This is a genomic window from Streptomyces sp. NPDC107546, from assembly GCF_055639175.1.
Genome location: NZ_JBVKBA010000008.1, coordinates 107,111 through 122,015 on the forward strand (window position 1 = coordinate 107,111; position 14,905 = coordinate 122,015).

A 14,905-nucleotide genomic window follows, 5' to 3' on the forward strand; every position below is an offset into this window, starting at 1 on the left:
CCTACACGGGGCGCTTCACCTGCTCGTACTGCCGCTCCAGTCCGTCCAGCAGGGCCGCCAGTCCCGTCTCGAAGGCCCGTTCGTCGATCTTCTCCTGCCGCTCGGCGAGGAGGTGGGCCTGCCCGAGGTGGGGATAGTCGGCCGGGTCGTACGCCGTCGCGTCGCCGACGAAGCCGCCCGCGAACGAACCGAGCGCCGAGCCCATCACGAAGTAGCGCATCAGTGCGCCGATGGAGGTGGCCTGCGCGGGCGGCCACCCCGCGTCGACCATCGCCCCGTAGACCGCGTCCGCGAGGCGCAGCGCGGCCGGGCGGCGGCCGGGCCCGCGGGCCAGGACGGGAACGATGTTCGGGTGGTCGCGCAGCGCGGCGCGGTAGGAGACCGCCCAGTCGTGCAGCGCGGTCCGCCAGGGCCGGCCGTCCTCGAACATCGACAGATCGACCTGCGCGCTCACCGAGTCGGCGACCGCCTCCAGGATCTCGTCCTTGGTGCGGAAGTGGTTGTACAGCGACGGGCCGCTGACCCCGAGTTCGGCGGCGAGACGGCGCGTGGAGACGGCCGCGAGGCCTTCCGCGTCCACCAGCGCCCGCGCCGCGGCGACGATGCGGTCGGTGCTGAGGAGGGGCTTGTGCGGTCGGGCCATGGCGCACATAGTAGGGCTGCGCCCCGGAAACTAGCGGTGCTAATTTAAATGTGCCGCATTCAATGATCTGCCCGAGGGGTGACGCATCGTGAACCTGGAGCTCAGCGAGGAGCAGGTGGCCGTGCGACGGCTGGCCGAGGAGTTCGTGACCCGCGAGATCGCCCCGCACGCCGTCGCCTGGGACCGGGCCGAGGAAGTGGACGGCTCGATCGTCAAGAAGCTCGGCGAGGTCGGCTTCCTGGGGCTCACCATCGACGAGGAGTACGGCGGCTCGGGCGGCGACCACCTCGCGTACTGCCTGGTGACGGAGGAGCTGGGCCGCGGAGACTCGTCCGTGCGCGGAATCGTGTCCGTCTCGCTCGGCCTCGTCGCCAAGACGATCGCCGCCTGGGGGAGCGAGGAGCAGAAGCGCCGCTGGCTGCCGGGGCTGACGTCCGGGGAGTACGTCGGCTGCTTCGGGCTCACCGAACCGGGCACCGGCTCCGACGCGGGCAACCTCACCACCAGGGCGGTACGCGACGGCGACCAGTACGTGATCAACGGCACCAAGTTGTTCATCACCAATGGCACCTGGGCCGACGTCGTCCTCCTCTTCGCCCGCTCCACCGACGCCCCCGGTCACAAGGGCGTCTCCGCCTTCCTCGTCCCCACCGACACCCCCGGCCTGACCCGCCGCGCCGTCCACGGCAAGCTCGGCCTGCGCGGCCAGGCGACCGCCGAACTGGTCCTTCAGGACGTCCGCGTCCCGGCCTCCGCGATGCTGGCCCCGGAGGGCAAGGGCTTCTCCGTCGCCATGTCCGCGCTCGCCAAGGGCCGGATGTCGGTGGCGGCGGGCTGCGTGGGCATAGCCCGGGCCGCGCTGGAGGCGGCGGTGACGTACGCCGGCGAGCGCGAGCAGTTCGGCCGGACCATCGCCCACCACCAGCTCGTCCAGGAACTCCTCAGCGACATCGCTGTCGACGTGGACGCCGCACGGCTGCTGACCTGGCGCGTCGCCGACCTGATCGACCGCGGCCTGCCCTTCGCCGTCGAGTCCTCCAAGGCGAAGCTGTTCGCCTCCGAGGCCGCCGTCCGCGCCGCGAACAACGCCCTGCAGGTCTTCGGCGGCTACGGCTACATCGACGAGTACCCGGTGGGCAAACTGCTGCGCGACGCCCGCGTGATGACCCTCTACGAGGGCACCAGCCAGATCCAGAAACTGGTCATCGGGCGGGCGCTGACCGGGGTTTCGGCGTTCTGAGTACCGTCTTGAGTACGTGTGCGGATGTGCCGGCGCCGCCGTCCGCCGACCCTGGTGCGCATGAGTGAGACTCCGGTCAGACAGCAGAACACGGCCGCCTTCTACGGACAGGCCGTGGCGTCCTTCGCCATCGCCCTGGTGGCCACCGCCGTCGGGATCTTCCAACTGCACGCCGACGCCTGGGTGCGGGCCTTCCTCGGGATCGCCGTCCTGTACCTGGTGACCTCCGCCTTCACCCTCGCCAAGGTGATCCGGGACCGCCAGGAGGCCGGGCAGATCGTCAGCCGGGTCGACCAGGCCAGGCTGGAGAAGCTGCTCGCCGAGCACGACCCCTTCGAAAAGCTCTGAGCGGGCACGCTAAGCGCCCGCTCACCTTCGGAGGTATGGTGTTCGTCCTGCCAGTGGAAGGGGCGAGCGATGAGTACGGCGGAGGAGACAGCCGGCGGCGAGGTGGAGCCGTGGGCCGAGGTGACCCCGGACGCGGCCCGGCGGCTGCTGGTCGCCGCGGTCGAGGCCTTCGCCGAGCGCGGCTACCACGCCACGACGACCCGTGACATCGCGGGACGCGCCGGTATGAGCCCGGCCGCGCTCTACATCCACTACAAGACCAAGGAAGAGCTGCTTCACCGCATCAGCCGCATCGGTCACGACAAGGCCCTGGAGATCCTGCGCACCGCGGCCCGGCGCGAGGGCAGCGCGACCGAGCGGCTCGCCGACGCCGTGAGCTCCTTCGTCCGCTGGCACGCCGGGCGGCGCACCACCGCGCGCGTCGTGCAGTACGAACTGGACGCGCTCGGCCCGGACGCCCGCGCCGAGATCCTGGCCCTGCGCCGCCAGGTGGACGCCGAGGTGCGCGGGATCGTCGAGGACGGCGTGGCTGCGGGCGAGTTCGACGTGCTGGACGTGAAGGGGACGACGCTGGCCATCCTGTCCCTGTGCATCGACGTCGCCCGTTGGTTCAACGTCAACGGGTCCCGGACCCCCGAGGAGGTCGGCGCGCTCTACGCCGACCTCGTGCTGCGGATGGTGGGGGCGCGGAAGTAGGCGCCCCCACCCGGTCGGGGGTCAGAGGTAGTAGCGCGCGACCGACTCGGCGACGCACACCGGCTTGTCGCCGCCCTCGCGCTCCACGGTGAAGGCGACGGTCACCTGCACGCCGCCCCGCACCTCCTCGACGCCGGAGATCGTCGCGGTGGCGCGCACCCGGGAGCCGACCGGGACCGGGGCGGGGAAACGGACCTTGTTGGTGCCGTAGTTGACGCCCATCTTCACGCCCTCCACCCTGATCAGCTGCGGCCCGAAGAGCGGGAGCAGCGACAGCGTGAGGTAGCCGTGCGCGATGGTGGTCCCGAAGGGGCCCTGGGCCGCCTTCTCCGGATCCACATGGATCCACTGGTGGTCGCCGGTCGCCTCCGCGAACAGGTCGATCCGCTTCTGGTCGATCTCCAGCCAGTCGGTGTGTCCCAGCTGCTCGCCCACCGCCGCCTTGAGCTCGTCGGCGGACGTGAAGGTCCTCGGCTCTGCCATGTTCCCGGCCTCTCGCGTCACGAAGTCACCATGTCTAAGCAACTGCTTAGCATGGTCGGGTGCGGCACCGGTGTCAACGGACGGCGCCTGTGCCGCGGTGGGTAGGCTCCGGAAGGTGCCCCAGATCCCCGAGAAGATCCACGAGCTGACCGTCGGCCAGTTGTCCGCCCGCAGCGGCGCCGCCGTCTCCGCCCTGCGCTTCTACGAGTCCAAGGGCCTGATCAGCAGCCGCCGCACCGCGGGCAACCAGCGCCGCTACTCCCGGGACGCACTGCGCAGGGTCGCCTTCGTACGAGCGGCGCAACGGGTGGGCATCCCGCTGGCCACGATCCGCGAGGCGCTGGCGCAGCTCCCCGAGGAGCGCACACCCACCCGCGAGGACTGGGCCCGCCTCTCCGCGACCTGGCGCTCCGAACTGGACGAACGGATCAAGCAGCTGAGCCGCCTGCGCGACCACCTGACCGACTGCATCGGCTGCGGGTGCCTGTCCCTGGAGACGTGCGTACTGTCCAACCCGGACGATGTGTTCGGCGAACGGCAGTCGGGCTCCCGCCTGCTGGTGGAACGCCGCAAGCGGTAGCCGCCCTTGCGGGCGCGTCATGCCTCGCCCGGAGCCTTGACGGCCCGGGGCCCCAGGGCGGCACGGGTGGGCACTGGGGGAGCCGCTGACAACGGGGGTGCGGCATCCCCGGCGCACCCCCTCGATCCGGACCCTAGGCCGACACGAGCAGCCGCGCGCGCCTGGTCCGTGCCAGGGTCCCGGGTGTCAGCACGTGAGACGGCACCAGGATGCCGCAGTCCGTGCAGACCGGGCCCGACGACGGCTCATGGGCCAGGTCGTATCTCCAAGTGAGACGCTCACCGGCGCACACCGGACACGATGAGCCCGGCTCGCGCTCCAGTGCGGCGATGAGCCGGCGCAGCACCTCCGCCAGCGGTTCATGAGGGTGGACGCGCGGGTCGTCGCACCACGCGACCCCGAAACCGCCCCACGTCAGCCGGTGCCAGTCGTCCACGCTGCCCGGCCGGCGCAGCCCGTCGTGCTTCTCCTTCTTGCGGCGCTCCGTGAACTCGGCCTCGTAGGCGAGCCACACGGACCGGGCCTCCTCCAGTTCCTCCAGTGCGGCCACGAGCCGCGCCGGATCGGGGGAGCGGTCCTCGGGGCCGAACCCGGCCCGGGAGCACAGATGGTCCCAGGTCGCCCGATGCCCGTAGGGGGCGAACTTCTCAAGGCACTTGCGCAGTGAGTAGCGCCGTAGTGCCAGATCGCACCTCGGATCACGGACCTGTCTCGCCAGACTTCGGAAACCGGCCATCGCCCTGCACCTCCGTCACAACTGCACCTGTACTTCGGTCACTTCGGCGTCGTCCTGGGGACGTCGCCGAATAGACGTATCGACACGCGATTCGGCTCCATCGGATTTCCGATGACCTCCATGAGCACTTGCCGGACGGTTGAAAAACTGACGCATGTTCATCTTCAATCGCGGGGATACCGGCGGTAACGTCCGCCCGCCCATACCCCGTCGGGAGGAGCTGCCATGCCACGGCGCACCCCACGCACCGCCCTCGACAGACTGAGAACTCCTCGCAGAACCACCAAGTTCCTCAAGGCCGCATCGATATGCGTGCTCATCGCGGGGCTTTTGTCCCCGACCGCCGCGGCCACCGTCCAGGCGGCCACGGGCACCGCGGAGGCGGCGTCGTCGAACGACTACTGCGGCGGCCAGTGTTCGGACATCCTCCCGCCCGGCGAGAACGGCAACGCCACCCTCGCGCAGATCCTGCTCAACCAGGCCTTCGGTACCCAGCCCGGCCATGCCGAGGACCAGCTCCGCCCCTATGCCAACCTGGCCACCGGCTACTCCACGCTCACCGACGCGAAGATCAACGACTTCTTCAACGACGCCTCGTTCGGCGTCCCGTCCGATCAAGTCGCCTCCACCGAGAAGCCCGCTGGTCGCGGCGACGTGACGATCGTCCGCGACAAGAAGACGGGCGTCCCGCACATCACCGGTACCACCAGGTACGGCACGGAGTTCGGCGCCGGGTATGCCGCGGCTGAGGACCGGCTGTGGCTGATGGACGTATTCCGGCACGTGGGCCGCGGACAGCTCACCTCCTTCGCGGGCGGCGCCGCCGCCAACCAGGGCCTCGAGCAGGAGTTCTGGCGCAACGCGCCCTACACCGAGGCCGACCTCCAAGCACAGATCGACAACGCGGTGGCCGCCGCCGGCGACCGCGGCAAGCAGGCCCTCGCCGACGTGGGCGCCTACCTGGCCGGGGTCAACGCCTACATCGACGCCTCCGACTCCGGCCGCTACTTCCCCGGCGAGTACGTCCTGACCGGCCACAAGGACGCCATCACCAACGCCGGCACGATCGAGCACTTCAAGGTCACCGACCTGGTCGCGCTCGCGTCCGTCATCGGCGCGCTCTTCGGCTCCGGCGGGGGCGGCGAGGTCAACAACGCGATCTCCCTACTGGCCGCCCAGTCCAAGTACGGCGTGGAGGAGGGCACCAAGGTCTGGGAGTCCTTCCGCGAGCGCAACGACCCCGAGGCCGTCCTCACCGTCCACGACGGCGAGAGCTTCCCGTACGCGACCAAGCCGTCGAGCCCCCAGGGCGAGGCGCTGCCCGAGGCGGGCTCGGTGACCCAGGAACCGCTCGTGTACGACCGCACCGGCAGCGCGGCGACCTCGAGCGCGGCCAGCGCGTCGAAGACCGCGGCCGCCACCGCCCTGGCCTCCGCCAAGCGTGGCATGTCCAACGCCCTGGTGGTGAGCGGCAAGTACACCGCGAGCGGTCACCCCATCGCCGTCTTCGGACCGCAGACCGGCTACTTCGCGCCGCAGCTCCTGATGCTCCAGGAGATCCAGGGGCCCGGCATCAGCGCACGCGGCGCCTCCTTCGCGGGCCTGAGCATGTACGTCGAACTGGGCCGCGGCCAGGACTACTCGTGGAGCGCCACCACCTCCGGCCAGGACATCATCGACACCTTCGCGGTCGAGCTGTGCCAGGACGACTACCACTACCTGTACCACGGCACCTGCACCGCCATGGACGAGATCGAGCAGAAGAACTCCTGGTCACCGACCACCGCCGACTCGACCGCGGCCGGCTCCTACACGATGCGCGTGTGGCGTACGAAGTACGGGCCCGTGGAGTACCGCGCCACGGTCGGCGGCAAGAAGGTCGCCTACACCACCCTGCGCTCGTCCTACCTGCACGAGGCCGACTCGATCATCGGCTTCCAGATGCTGAACGACCCCGACTACGTCAAGAGCCCGAAGGACTTCCAGAGCGCGGTCCAGCACATCAACTACACGTTCAACTGGTTCTACGCCGACTCCCAGCACACCGCGTACTACAACAGCGGCGACAACCCGGTGCGGGCGAGCGGTGTCGACGCCGAGTTCCCCGTATGGGCGCAGGCGGCGTACGAGTGGCGCAACTGGGACCCGGCGGCCAACACGGCCGACTACACCCCGCCGTCCCAGCATCCCAACTCCATCGACCAGGACTACTACATCTCCTGGAACAACAAGCAGGCCAAGGACTACACGGCCGCTCCCTGGGGCGAGGGCTCGGTCCACCGAGGCAACCTGCTCGAGGACCGGGTGAGGAAGCTGGTCGCGGCCGGCGGGGTGACCAGGTCGTCCCTGGCGAAGGCGATGGCGGACGCGGCTCTCGCGGATCTGCGCGCCGAGGACGTGCTGCCGAAGCTGCTGAAGGTCGTGGGCAGCTCGGCGGTGACCGATTCGACGGCCGCGGCGGCAGTGAGCAAGCTGCAGGCGTGGGTGTCGGCGGGCGCCCGGCGCACGGAGACCTCGGCCGGCTCCAAGACCTACGCCGACGCCGATGCCATCCGCATCCTGGACGCCTGGTGGCCGCTGCTGGTGAAGGCCGAGTTCCAACCGGGCCTCGGCAGCGACCTGTACACCGCCTTCGGCAACAACCTGCCGATCGACGAGTCCCCGTCGGCCGCGCACGGTCCGACCGGCTCGCATGCCGGAAGCTCCTTCCAGTACGGCTGGTGGAGCTATGTCGACAAGGACATCCGGGCGGTCCTCGGGGAGTCGGTGCAGGGCCCGCTCGCGCAGAAGTACTGCGGCGGCGGCAGCCCGAGCGCCTGCCGTGACATCCTGATCAGCACGCTGAAGCAGGCGGCGGGCATGACCGCCTCCCAGGTGTACCCGGGCGACGACCAGTGCTCGGCCGGTGACCAGTGGTGCGCCGACTCGATCGTCCAGCGCACCCTGGGCGGTATCAAGCACGGCAGGATCAGCTGGCAGAACCGGCCGACGTTCCAGCAGGTGGTGGAGTACACCTCACACCGGTAGGCCGGGAGGTGACGTGCGGCGGCGGGTCAGCTCACCCGGCCCGCCGCCAGTACCACCCGCGCCAGCTCCGGATGCACGATGTCGCTGTGCGCGCCCGACGGCGGACCGCCGTGGCAGACCACCGAACAGGCATCGAGGTTGACGCAGCCGGACGCCGGCAGTCCGCCGTCGAGCGCGTCGGCGAGCGTCATGCTTCGCGTACCGTCCACCGCCTGGATCCCGTCGTGCCCCATCGCCCCCCACCGGGGGCCGAGGAGCCGGCCGATGTCGAAGTCCGCCGCGAAGTCCCCGGTCAGCGACCGGTCGTCGTCCGCCATCCGGGACGCCAGCGGGTAGAGCGTGCCGAGCGCCGAGTCGAAGTGGGAGTAGCAGCACACCAGGGGACCGTCGACCCGGTTCTGCTGCCCGTCCAGCACACCGCTGGTATGCGGGTCCTCCGGCAGCCGGGCCGCGAACGCGTAGTGCGAGAAGGCGCCCTGCAGCAGCGTCACCGACTTCACCGTGCGCACGCCCGCCGGCAGCCCGCGCAGCGCGAACGCCACCAGCCGCCCGCCGAAGCTGTGCCCGACCAGGTGCACCCGCACCCCCGGCGCCGCCTGCGCCAGTTGCCCGATCACCTGCCCGAGCCCCCGCTCGCCGACCGTCCCCGCGCGCCGCTTCATCGCGTAGTACGTGGCCTGTCTGAGCAACTCGCGCGCGCCGTCCCACACCCCCTTAGAAGTGAACGAGAACCCCTCCGGGGACTCCCCGCCGGCCGACTGGACCTGCTCCAGCGCCCGCGCGAAGCTCCGGCACACCTCGGCCGTGTCCCCGGTCAGCATCCCGGGCTCGTCCTCGGGCGCCCCCTGCGCCAGGGTGTCCGCGGCGAACGCGGCCTGCGGCTCCTGCGGTCGCACCTCCACCAGCAGCCGTACCAGCCGCCCGAACTCCTCCAGCGAGGCGCTGTCGTCAGGGTGCTGCTCCAGCAGCCGTGAGAGCTGCTCCACCACGGTCGCACGGCCGGGGAAGACCTCGAGCAGCGCGTGGCGGCTGTTTTTGTCCAGCGGCGGAGCCGCCGGCACCTCCACGACCGACGGCGGGAAATGGGGGATCGGCTCGTCCGCGAACATCATCGACGGCCAGATCACTCCCACGTACCCGAGGCGGGCGCTGGGCGCGATCAAGGGCACCGGCGCGAAGAAGCTGCTGTAGAGCCGGGTGGCGCCGGAGCGCTGGTTGTTCCAGCCGTGCGCGAAGACCAGCAGGTCGCGTACTCCCCGCCGCGTCACCTCGCCCGACAGCCGGTCCCGCTCCGGCCCGTCGACGTCGCCGTCCGCGTCGAAGGTCAACTCCCAGTAGGGACTCACGCTCACTGCCGGTACCGTCATGACGGGCCCCCTTGCCCCGAGGTCGAGTGCGCTGCGCGCAGTGCGCGTATCGTCCTGCGGGCGGACACGGTTGGCCATACGTCACGACTCATCCGTACAGCAGGTACTCCCTGCGGATCCGCCGGAAGGCGGCCAGCTCGTCCTGCCACGCGGCCACCACCTCGTCGGCCGTGGCGCCGGCGTCGATCATCGTGCGCACCCGCGCGGAGCCCGTGAGCTTGTCGATCCAGTCGTCGGAGCGCCAGGCGAAACCGCTCCACACCTTCTTCGCGGTCACGAGCAGCGCGATCCCGGTGCGGACGGGGTCGTAGGCGGCCCGGTCGTGCACATGGATCTGCACCCCACCGATCGTCTTCCCCTGGAACTTGGAGAAGGTGGGCGCGAAGTACGCCTCCCTGAAGTGCACGCCCGGCAGTCCCAGTTGCTCCGCTTCCGCTGCCCACCGGCCGTCGACGCCCTCTGCGCCGAGGAGTTCGAAGGGGCGGGTGGCGCCGCGTCCCTCGGACAGGTTCGTGCCCTCGAACAGGCAGGTACCCGAGTAGACCAGCGCGGTCTCGGGCGTCGGCATGTTGGGGCTCGGCGGCACCCAGGGCAGCCCGGAGGCGTCGTAGAAGTCGGCCCGCCTCCAGCCGGTCATCAGGACGGTGTCGAGCGGTACGGGCGGGGTCAGGAACTCCCCGTTGAACAGCCGCGCCAGCTCCGCGACCGTCATCCCGTGCGCCTGCGCGATCGGCTGCCGGCCGACGAACGTGGCGAACTCCCTGCGCAGGACCGGGCCGAGGGCGGCACGTCCGGTCACCGGGTTCGGCCGGTCCAGGACCATGAACCGCTTGCCCGCGAGCGCGGCGGCCTCCATGCAGTCGTAAAGGGTCCAGATGTAGGTGTAGAAGCGGGCGCCCACGTCCTGGATGTCGAAGACGACGGTGTCCGCACCGGACGCGGTGAAGATGTCGGCGAGCGGCCGGCCGCTCTTCAGGTACGTGTCGTAGACGGGAAGCCCGGTCGCCGGGTCGTCGTGGCGGCCCTCGGATCCGCCGGCCTGGGCGCTGCCGCGGAAGCCGTGCTCGGGGCCGAAGACCGCGACCAGGTTCACCCGGGGGTCGGCGTGCATCACGTCCACGATGTGGCGCACGTCCCTCGTCACGCCCGTGGGATTGGTCACGATGCCGACCCGGTGGCCCGCCAGCGGCGCGTAGCCGTCCGCCGCCAGCCGTTCGAAACCGGTGCGCAGCCGCCGGCCGCCGCCGGCCCCGGACGCTGCGGGGAGCGGCACGGTCGCCGCCGTGGTGGCGGCGAGCAGCCCTCGTCTGGACAGCCTCATGCGATGACCTCCCTGCTCGATGGAACTGTCATGCCCGCGTAATGGCCGGTGAAGCAGCCTCTTCCCTCGTTACATACCGACTGGTTAGTCTGGCCGCCGTACAGAGCCGACGGCAGCAGAGCCGGTGCGTGTCGCGTCGAAGGAGACCGATGGTGGAAGCCGTGCAGGATGCGGGAGTGGTCGTCACCGGGGCGGGAGGCGGCATCGGGGCCGCGCTGGCCCGCCGCTTCGCCGCCGAGGGGGCCCGGGTCGTCGTCAACGACCTGGACGCCGGGAAGGCGAAGGCCGTGGCCGACGAGATCGGCGGCACCGCCGTCCCGGGCGACGCCTCCGCGATCGTCGCCGAGGCGCGGGACGCCCTCGGCGGCACGATCGACGTCTACTGCGCCAACGCGGGCCTCGGCTCCGGCGGCACCGAGGCCGCCGACGAGGAGGTCTGGGCGCGGGCCTGGGACGTGAACGTGATGGCCCACGTCCGCGCGGCCCGGGAACTCCTGCCCGCCTGGCTGGAGCGCGGCGCGGGCCGCTTCGTCTCGACGGTCTCCGCCGCCGGACTGCTCACCATGATCGGCGCCGCCCCCTACAGCGTCACCAAGCACGGCGCGTACGCCTTCGCCGAGTGGCTGTCCCTGACGTACCGCCACCGCGGTCTGAAGGTCCACGCGATCTGCCCCCAGGGCGTCCGCACCGACATGCTGACCGCCTCCGGCACCGCCGGGGAACTGGTGCTGGCACCGACCGCGATCGACCCCGCGGACGTCGCCGACGCCCTGTTCAAGGGGATCGAGGAGGACCGGTTCCTGATCCTGCCGCACCCCGAGGCCGCCGCGTACTACCAGGCGCGGGCCACCGACCCGGACCGCTGGCTGACGAGCATGAACCACATCCAGCAGAAGTGGGAGGCCGGCCGGTGACCGCCTCCCGTTACGCCGCCAAGCCCTGGCTCGCCCTCCTCGACGACGCCCAGCGCGCCCCGGTCAGCCCCGCCGACTCGCTCCCGCACGCCCTGCGCGAGGTGCCCGCGGACCGCACCGCCCTGGCCTACTTCGACGGCCGGATCAGCTACGCCGAACTGGACGCGCTGACCGACTCCGTCGCCGGGTTCCTCGCCTCGCGCGGTCTGGAGCGCGGCGACCGGGTCGCGATCCTGCTGCAGAACTCCCCGCACTTCGTGCTGGCGCTGCTCGGCGCCTGGAAGGCCGGCGCCACCGTCGTTCCCGTCAACCCGATGTACAAGTCGGGTGAGGTCACGCACGTCCTGAAGGACGCCGAAGTGACCGCCCTGGTGTGCTCCGACCGCGCCTGGGAGTCGTATCTGCGGGACACGGCCGCCGCGTCGCCCGTGCGGATCGTGCTGACCGCCTGCGAACGGGACCTCCAGACCCGGGACGACGCACGTGTGCTCACCTTCGAGCGGCTGGAGCAGGCCGCCGACGCCGACGACCTGGTCACCGTCGCCCGGCAGGGCCGCAAGGCCCCCGAGGGCCGCGACGTGGGCCCGTCGGACATCGCCCTGATCAGCTACACCTCGGGGACCAGCGGCACCCCCAAGGGCGCCACCAACACGCACGGCAACATCATGTACAACGCCGAGCGGCAGCGCACGGGCCTCGGCCTGCCCGAGGCGCCCGTCTACTTCGCGCTGGCGCCGCTCTTCCACATCACCGGGATGGTGTGCGAGCTGGTGGCCTGTCTCACCAGCGGCGGCACGCTCGTCCTCGCCTACCGGTTCGAGCCGGGCGTCGTCCTCGACGCGTTCGCCGAGCACCGCCCGCACTACACCGTCGGCCCCTCCACCGCCTTCATGGCGCTCGCCGCCCACCCCTCCGTCACCCCGGACCACTTCTCCTCCTTCCGGGTCATCTCCTCCGGCGGCGCCCCGCTGCCGCCCGCCCTGGTGGAGAAGTTCCGGGCCGGCTTCGGGCCGTACATCCGCAACGGCTACGGCCTGACCGAGTGCACCGCACCCTGCGCATCGGTCCCGCCCGGTCAGGAGGCCCCCGTGGACCCGGTCTCCGGGACCCTGGCGGTCGGCGTGCCCGGGCCGGACACGGTCGTCCGCATCGTCGACGAGCGGGGCGAGGAGGTGCCGTTCGGCGAACAGGGCGAGATCGTCGTCCGCGGCCCCCAGGTCGTGCCCGGCTACTGGCGGCGCCCCGAGGCCACCGCCCAGACCTTCCCGGACGGCGAGCTGCGCACCGGCGACATCGGGTTCATGGACGAGCGGGGCTGGCTGTACGTCGTGGACCGCAAGAAGGACATGATCAACGCTTCCGGCTTCAAGGTGTGGCCGCGCGAGGTGGAGGACGTCCTCTACACGCACCCGGCGGTGCGCGAGGCGGCCGTCGTGGGGGTGCCGGACGGGTACCGCGGCGAGACCGTCAAGGCGTACATCAGCCTGCGCCCGGGCGCCGAGACGGACCCCGACGCGCTCGCGGCGTACTGCAAGGAGAGACTGGCCGCCTACAAGTACCCGCGCCAGGTGGAGATCCTGCCCGAGCTGCCGAAGACGGCGAGTGGCAAGATCCTGCGTCGGGAACTGCGTACCCGCACGCAGACGCCCCAGTAGTCATCATCGGAAAGGCAGGTGGCGGCAGTGCCAAGAACGACGGACGGGGACGGGACACCGGTCCCGCAGCGGCTCCTGGCCGCCGCCACGCGTCTCTTCGCCGAGCGGGGCTACGACCGCACGTCCGTGCAGGAGATCGTCGAGGCGGCCGGCGTCACCAAGGGCGCGCTGTACCACTACTTCGGCTCCAAGGACGATCTGCTGCACGAGGTGTACGCGCGTGTGCTGCGTGTCCAGCAGGAGCGGCTGGACGCCTTCGCGGACGCCGACGAGCCGGTGGAGAAGCGCCTGAGGGACGCGGCAGCCGACGTCGTCGTCACCACGATCGAGAACCTCGACGACGCGATGATCTTCTTCCGGTCCATGCACCACCTCAGCCCGGAGAAGAACAAGCAGGTCCGCGCGGAGCGGCGCCGCTACCACGAGCGGTTCCGCGCGCTCATCGAAGAGGGCCAGAAGGAGGGTGTGTTCTCCACCGCCACCCCGGCCGACCTGGTCGTCGACTACCACTTCGGCTCGGTGCACCACCTGTCGACCTGGTACCGCCCCGACGGCCCGCTCAGCCCCCGGGAGGTCGCGGACCACCTGGCGGACCTACTGCTGAGGGCGCTGCGGCCGTAGCCGATCGACGCACATGGGTGAGGGGCGGACGCCGCGGCGTCCGCCCCTCACCCATGCCTCACAGGTACTTCTTCAGCTCCCGCCGCGCCAGCGACCGCTGATGGACCTCGTCCGGGCCGTCCGCGAGGCGCAGGGTGCGGGCCGCCGCCCAGAGCTCGGCCAGCGGGAAGTCCTGGCTCACCCCGCCCGCGCCGTGCAGCTGGACCGCCTTGTCGATGATGTCGACGACCGCGCGAGGCGTAGCGATCTTGATCGCCTGGATCTCCGTGTGGGCGCCCTTGTTGCCGACGGTGTCCATCAGCCAGGCGGTCTTCAGCACCAGCAGCCGCAGCTGCTCGACCGTCACCCGCGCGTCGGCGATCCAGTTGTGCACCACGCCCTGCTGTGCGAGCGCCTTGCCGAACGCCGTACGGGACACCGCCCGCCCGCACATGAGCTCGATCGCCCGCTCCGCCATGCCGATCAGCCGCATGCAGTGGTGGATACGGCCGGGGCCCAGCCGCGCCTGGGCGATGGCGAACCCGCCGCCCTCCTCGCCGATCAGGTTCGCCACCGGCACGCGTGCGTGGTCGAAGACTACCTCGGCGTGGCCACCGTGGTAGTGGTCCTCGTAGCCGTACACCTGCATCGCGCGCTTGACCGTGACACCCGGCGTGTCGCGGGGGACCAGCACCATGGACTGCTGACGGCGGATGTCCGGCCCGTCCGGGTCCGTCTTGCCCATCACGATCAAGATCCGGCAGTCGGGGTTCATCGCCCCGGAGATGTACCACTTGCGGCCGGTGATGACGTACTCGTCACCGTCCCGCTCGATGCGCGTGGTGATGTTGGTGGCGTCCGAGGAGGCCACCTCCGGCTCGGTCATCGCGAAGGCCGAGCGGATCTCCCCGGCCAGCAGCGGCTGAAGCCACTGCTTCTTCTGCTGCTCGTCGCCGAACTGCGCGAGCACCTCCATGTTGCCGGTGTCGGGCGCCGCGCAGTTCGTCACGGTGGGTGCCAGCTGCGGGGAGCGGCCGGTGATCTCGGCGAGCGGGGCGTACTGGAGGTTGGTGAGCCCGGCGCCGTACTCGGCGTCCGGCAGGAAGAGGTTCCACAGGCCCTGCCGGCGCGCCTCGGCCTTCAGCTCCTCGACGACCGGCGGGGTGTCCCACGGCGAGGCGAGCCGCGCGCGCTGCTCGTGGGCGACGGCCTCCGCCGGGTAGACGTACTCGTCCATGAAGGCGAGCAGCTTGGCGCGCAGCTCCTCGGTGCGCGCGTCGAACGCGAAGTCCATG

14 protein-coding genes are annotated in these 14,905 nt (G+C 70.9%); 8 read left to right on the plus strand and 6 right to left on the minus strand.

Annotated elements, in window-relative coordinates:
• Window position 1: 1 nt before the first annotated feature.
• On the minus strand, window positions 2-643 hold the full coding sequence (locus ACZ7L1_RS14205; protein ID WP_471437100.1) for a TetR/AcrR family transcriptional regulator: 642 nt from the start codon (window positions 641-643) through the stop codon (window positions 2-4).
• 88 nt (window positions 644-731) lie between these two features.
• On the opposite strand from ACZ7L1_RS14205, the gene ACZ7L1_RS14210 reads away from it, so the two are divergent.
• From ACZ7L1_RS14210 to ACZ7L1_RS14220, 3 genes are all read left to right on the plus strand, one after another.
• Window positions 732-1,883: an acyl-CoA dehydrogenase family protein gene (locus ACZ7L1_RS14210; protein WP_471437102.1), complete on the plus strand. Its 1,152-nt coding sequence runs from the start codon at window positions 732-734 to the stop codon at window positions 1,881-1,883.
• A 60-nt stretch (window positions 1,884-1,943) separates the two neighbouring features.
• The gene (locus tag ACZ7L1_RS14215) at window positions 1,944-2,231 is read left to right on the plus strand and encodes a YiaA/YiaB family inner membrane protein (protein WP_103839144.1); all 288 of its coding nucleotides are present in this window, start codon (window positions 1,944-1,946) and stop codon (window positions 2,229-2,231) included.
• A 69-nt stretch (window positions 2,232-2,300) separates the two neighbouring features.
• Entirely contained in the window at window positions 2,301-2,927 is a 627-nt protein-coding gene (locus ACZ7L1_RS14220; RefSeq protein ID WP_471437104.1) for a TetR/AcrR family transcriptional regulator, read from the plus strand.
• A 21-nt stretch (window positions 2,928-2,948) separates the two neighbouring features.
• On the opposite strand, the gene ACZ7L1_RS14225 is transcribed toward ACZ7L1_RS14220, so the two are convergent.
• Window positions 2,949-3,410, minus strand: coding sequence for a MaoC family dehydratase (locus ACZ7L1_RS14225; RefSeq protein ID WP_471437106.1), 462 nt, complete (start codon window positions 3,408-3,410; stop codon window positions 2,949-2,951).
• A 115-nt stretch (window positions 3,411-3,525) separates the two neighbouring features.
• Here ACZ7L1_RS14225 and soxR point away from each other — a divergent pair, with 115 nt between their 5' ends.
• Complete coding sequence (gene soxR, locus ACZ7L1_RS14230) at window positions 3,526-3,990, plus strand: redox-sensitive transcriptional activator SoxR (protein WP_471437109.1); 465 nt, start codon at window positions 3,526-3,528, stop codon at window positions 3,988-3,990.
• Window positions 3,991-4,123: 133 nt separating this feature from the next.
• Here soxR and ACZ7L1_RS14235 read toward each other — a convergent pair whose 3' ends face one another.
• Window positions 4,124-4,726 carry a hypothetical protein gene (locus ACZ7L1_RS14235; protein WP_471437111.1) on the minus strand — a complete coding sequence of 201 codons (603 nt, stop codon included), beginning with the start codon at window positions 4,724-4,726 and terminating at the stop codon, window positions 4,124-4,126.
• A gap of 225 nt (window positions 4,727-4,951) precedes the next feature.
• On the opposite strand from ACZ7L1_RS14235, the gene ACZ7L1_RS14240 reads away from it, so the two are divergent.
• Window positions 4,952-7,753, plus strand: a complete 2,802-nt coding sequence (locus ACZ7L1_RS14240; RefSeq protein WP_471437113.1) for a penicillin acylase family protein — start codon at window positions 4,952-4,954, stop codon at window positions 7,751-7,753.
• Between the two features lie 26 nt (window positions 7,754-7,779).
• Here the strand turns inward: ACZ7L1_RS14240 and ACZ7L1_RS14245 are convergent, their stop codons facing one another.
• The gene (locus ACZ7L1_RS14245; RefSeq protein ID WP_471437115.1) at window positions 7,780-9,120 is read right to left on the minus strand and encodes a serine-threonine protein kinase; all 1,341 of its coding nucleotides are present in this window, start codon (window positions 9,118-9,120) and stop codon (window positions 7,780-7,782) included.
• Between the two features lie 88 nt (window positions 9,121-9,208).
• Complete coding sequence (locus ACZ7L1_RS14250) at window positions 9,209-10,441, minus strand: exo-beta-N-acetylmuramidase NamZ family protein (protein WP_471437117.1); 1,233 nt, start codon at window positions 10,439-10,441, stop codon at window positions 9,209-9,211.
• 149 nt (window positions 10,442-10,590) lie between these two features.
• Here ACZ7L1_RS14250 and ACZ7L1_RS14255 point away from each other — a divergent pair, with 149 nt between their 5' ends.
• From ACZ7L1_RS14255 to ACZ7L1_RS14265, 3 genes are read left to right on the plus strand one after another with little or no spacing between them, the layout of a single operon-like run.
• Window positions 10,591-11,355: an SDR family oxidoreductase gene (locus tag ACZ7L1_RS14255; protein WP_471437118.1), complete on the plus strand. Its 765-nt coding sequence runs from the start codon at window positions 10,591-10,593 to the stop codon at window positions 11,353-11,355.
• Window positions 11,352-13,010 (plus strand): class I adenylate-forming enzyme family protein, encoded by a 1,659-nt coding sequence (locus tag ACZ7L1_RS14260; RefSeq protein WP_471437120.1) that lies wholly within the window; start codon window positions 11,352-11,354, stop codon window positions 13,008-13,010. The genes ACZ7L1_RS14255 and ACZ7L1_RS14260 overlap by 4 nt, the downstream gene beginning before the upstream one ends.
• Window positions 13,011-13,037: 27 nt before the next feature.
• Window positions 13,038-13,631 carry a TetR/AcrR family transcriptional regulator gene (locus tag ACZ7L1_RS14265; RefSeq protein WP_471437122.1) on the plus strand — a complete coding sequence of 198 codons (594 nt, stop codon included), beginning with the start codon at window positions 13,038-13,040 and terminating at the stop codon, window positions 13,629-13,631.
• Between the two features lie 58 nt (window positions 13,632-13,689).
• Here the strand turns inward: ACZ7L1_RS14265 and ACZ7L1_RS14270 are convergent, their stop codons facing one another.
• Window positions 13,690-14,904: an acyl-CoA dehydrogenase gene (locus ACZ7L1_RS14270; protein ID WP_471437124.1), complete on the minus strand. Its 1,215-nt coding sequence runs from the start codon at window positions 14,902-14,904 to the stop codon at window positions 13,690-13,692.
• Between the last annotated feature and the right edge of the window lies 1 nt (window position 14,905).

What these genes read in the sequence shown, in the direction of transcription:
- ACZ7L1_RS14205 (WP_471437100.1), bottom strand. Translation starts at nt 643, where the DNA reads ATGGCCCGACCGCACAAGCCCCTCCTCAGCACCGACCGCATCGTCGCC.
- ACZ7L1_RS14255 (WP_471437118.1), top strand. Translation starts at nt 10,591, where the DNA reads ATGGTGGAAGCCGTGCAGGATGCGGGAGTGGTCGTCACCGGGGCGGGA.
- ACZ7L1_RS14220 (WP_471437104.1), top strand. Translation starts at nt 2,301, where the DNA reads ATGAGTACGGCGGAGGAGACAGCCGGCGGCGAGGTGGAGCCGTGGGCC.
- ACZ7L1_RS14215 (WP_103839144.1), top strand. Translation starts at nt 1,944, where the DNA reads ATGAGTGAGACTCCGGTCAGACAGCAGAACACGGCCGCCTTCTACGGA.
- ACZ7L1_RS14240 (WP_471437113.1), top strand. Translation starts at nt 4,952, where the DNA reads ATGCCACGGCGCACCCCACGCACCGCCCTCGACAGACTGAGAACTCCT.
- ACZ7L1_RS14235 (WP_471437111.1), bottom strand. Translation starts at nt 4,726, where the DNA reads ATGGCCGGTTTCCGAAGTCTGGCGAGACAGGTCCGTGATCCGAGGTGC.
- ACZ7L1_RS14250 (WP_471437117.1), bottom strand. Translation starts at nt 10,441, where the DNA reads ATGAGGCTGTCCAGACGAGGGCTGCTCGCCGCCACCACGGCGGCGACC.
- ACZ7L1_RS14270 (WP_471437124.1), bottom strand. Translation starts at nt 14,904, where the DNA reads ATGGACTTCGCGTTCGACGCGCGCACCGAGGAGCTGCGCGCCAAGCTG.
- ACZ7L1_RS14245 (WP_471437115.1), bottom strand. Translation starts at nt 9,120, where the DNA reads ATGACGGTACCGGCAGTGAGCGTGAGTCCCTACTGGGAGTTGACCTTC.
- ACZ7L1_RS14225 (WP_471437106.1), bottom strand. Translation starts at nt 3,410, where the DNA reads ATGGCAGAGCCGAGGACCTTCACGTCCGCCGACGAGCTCAAGGCGGCG.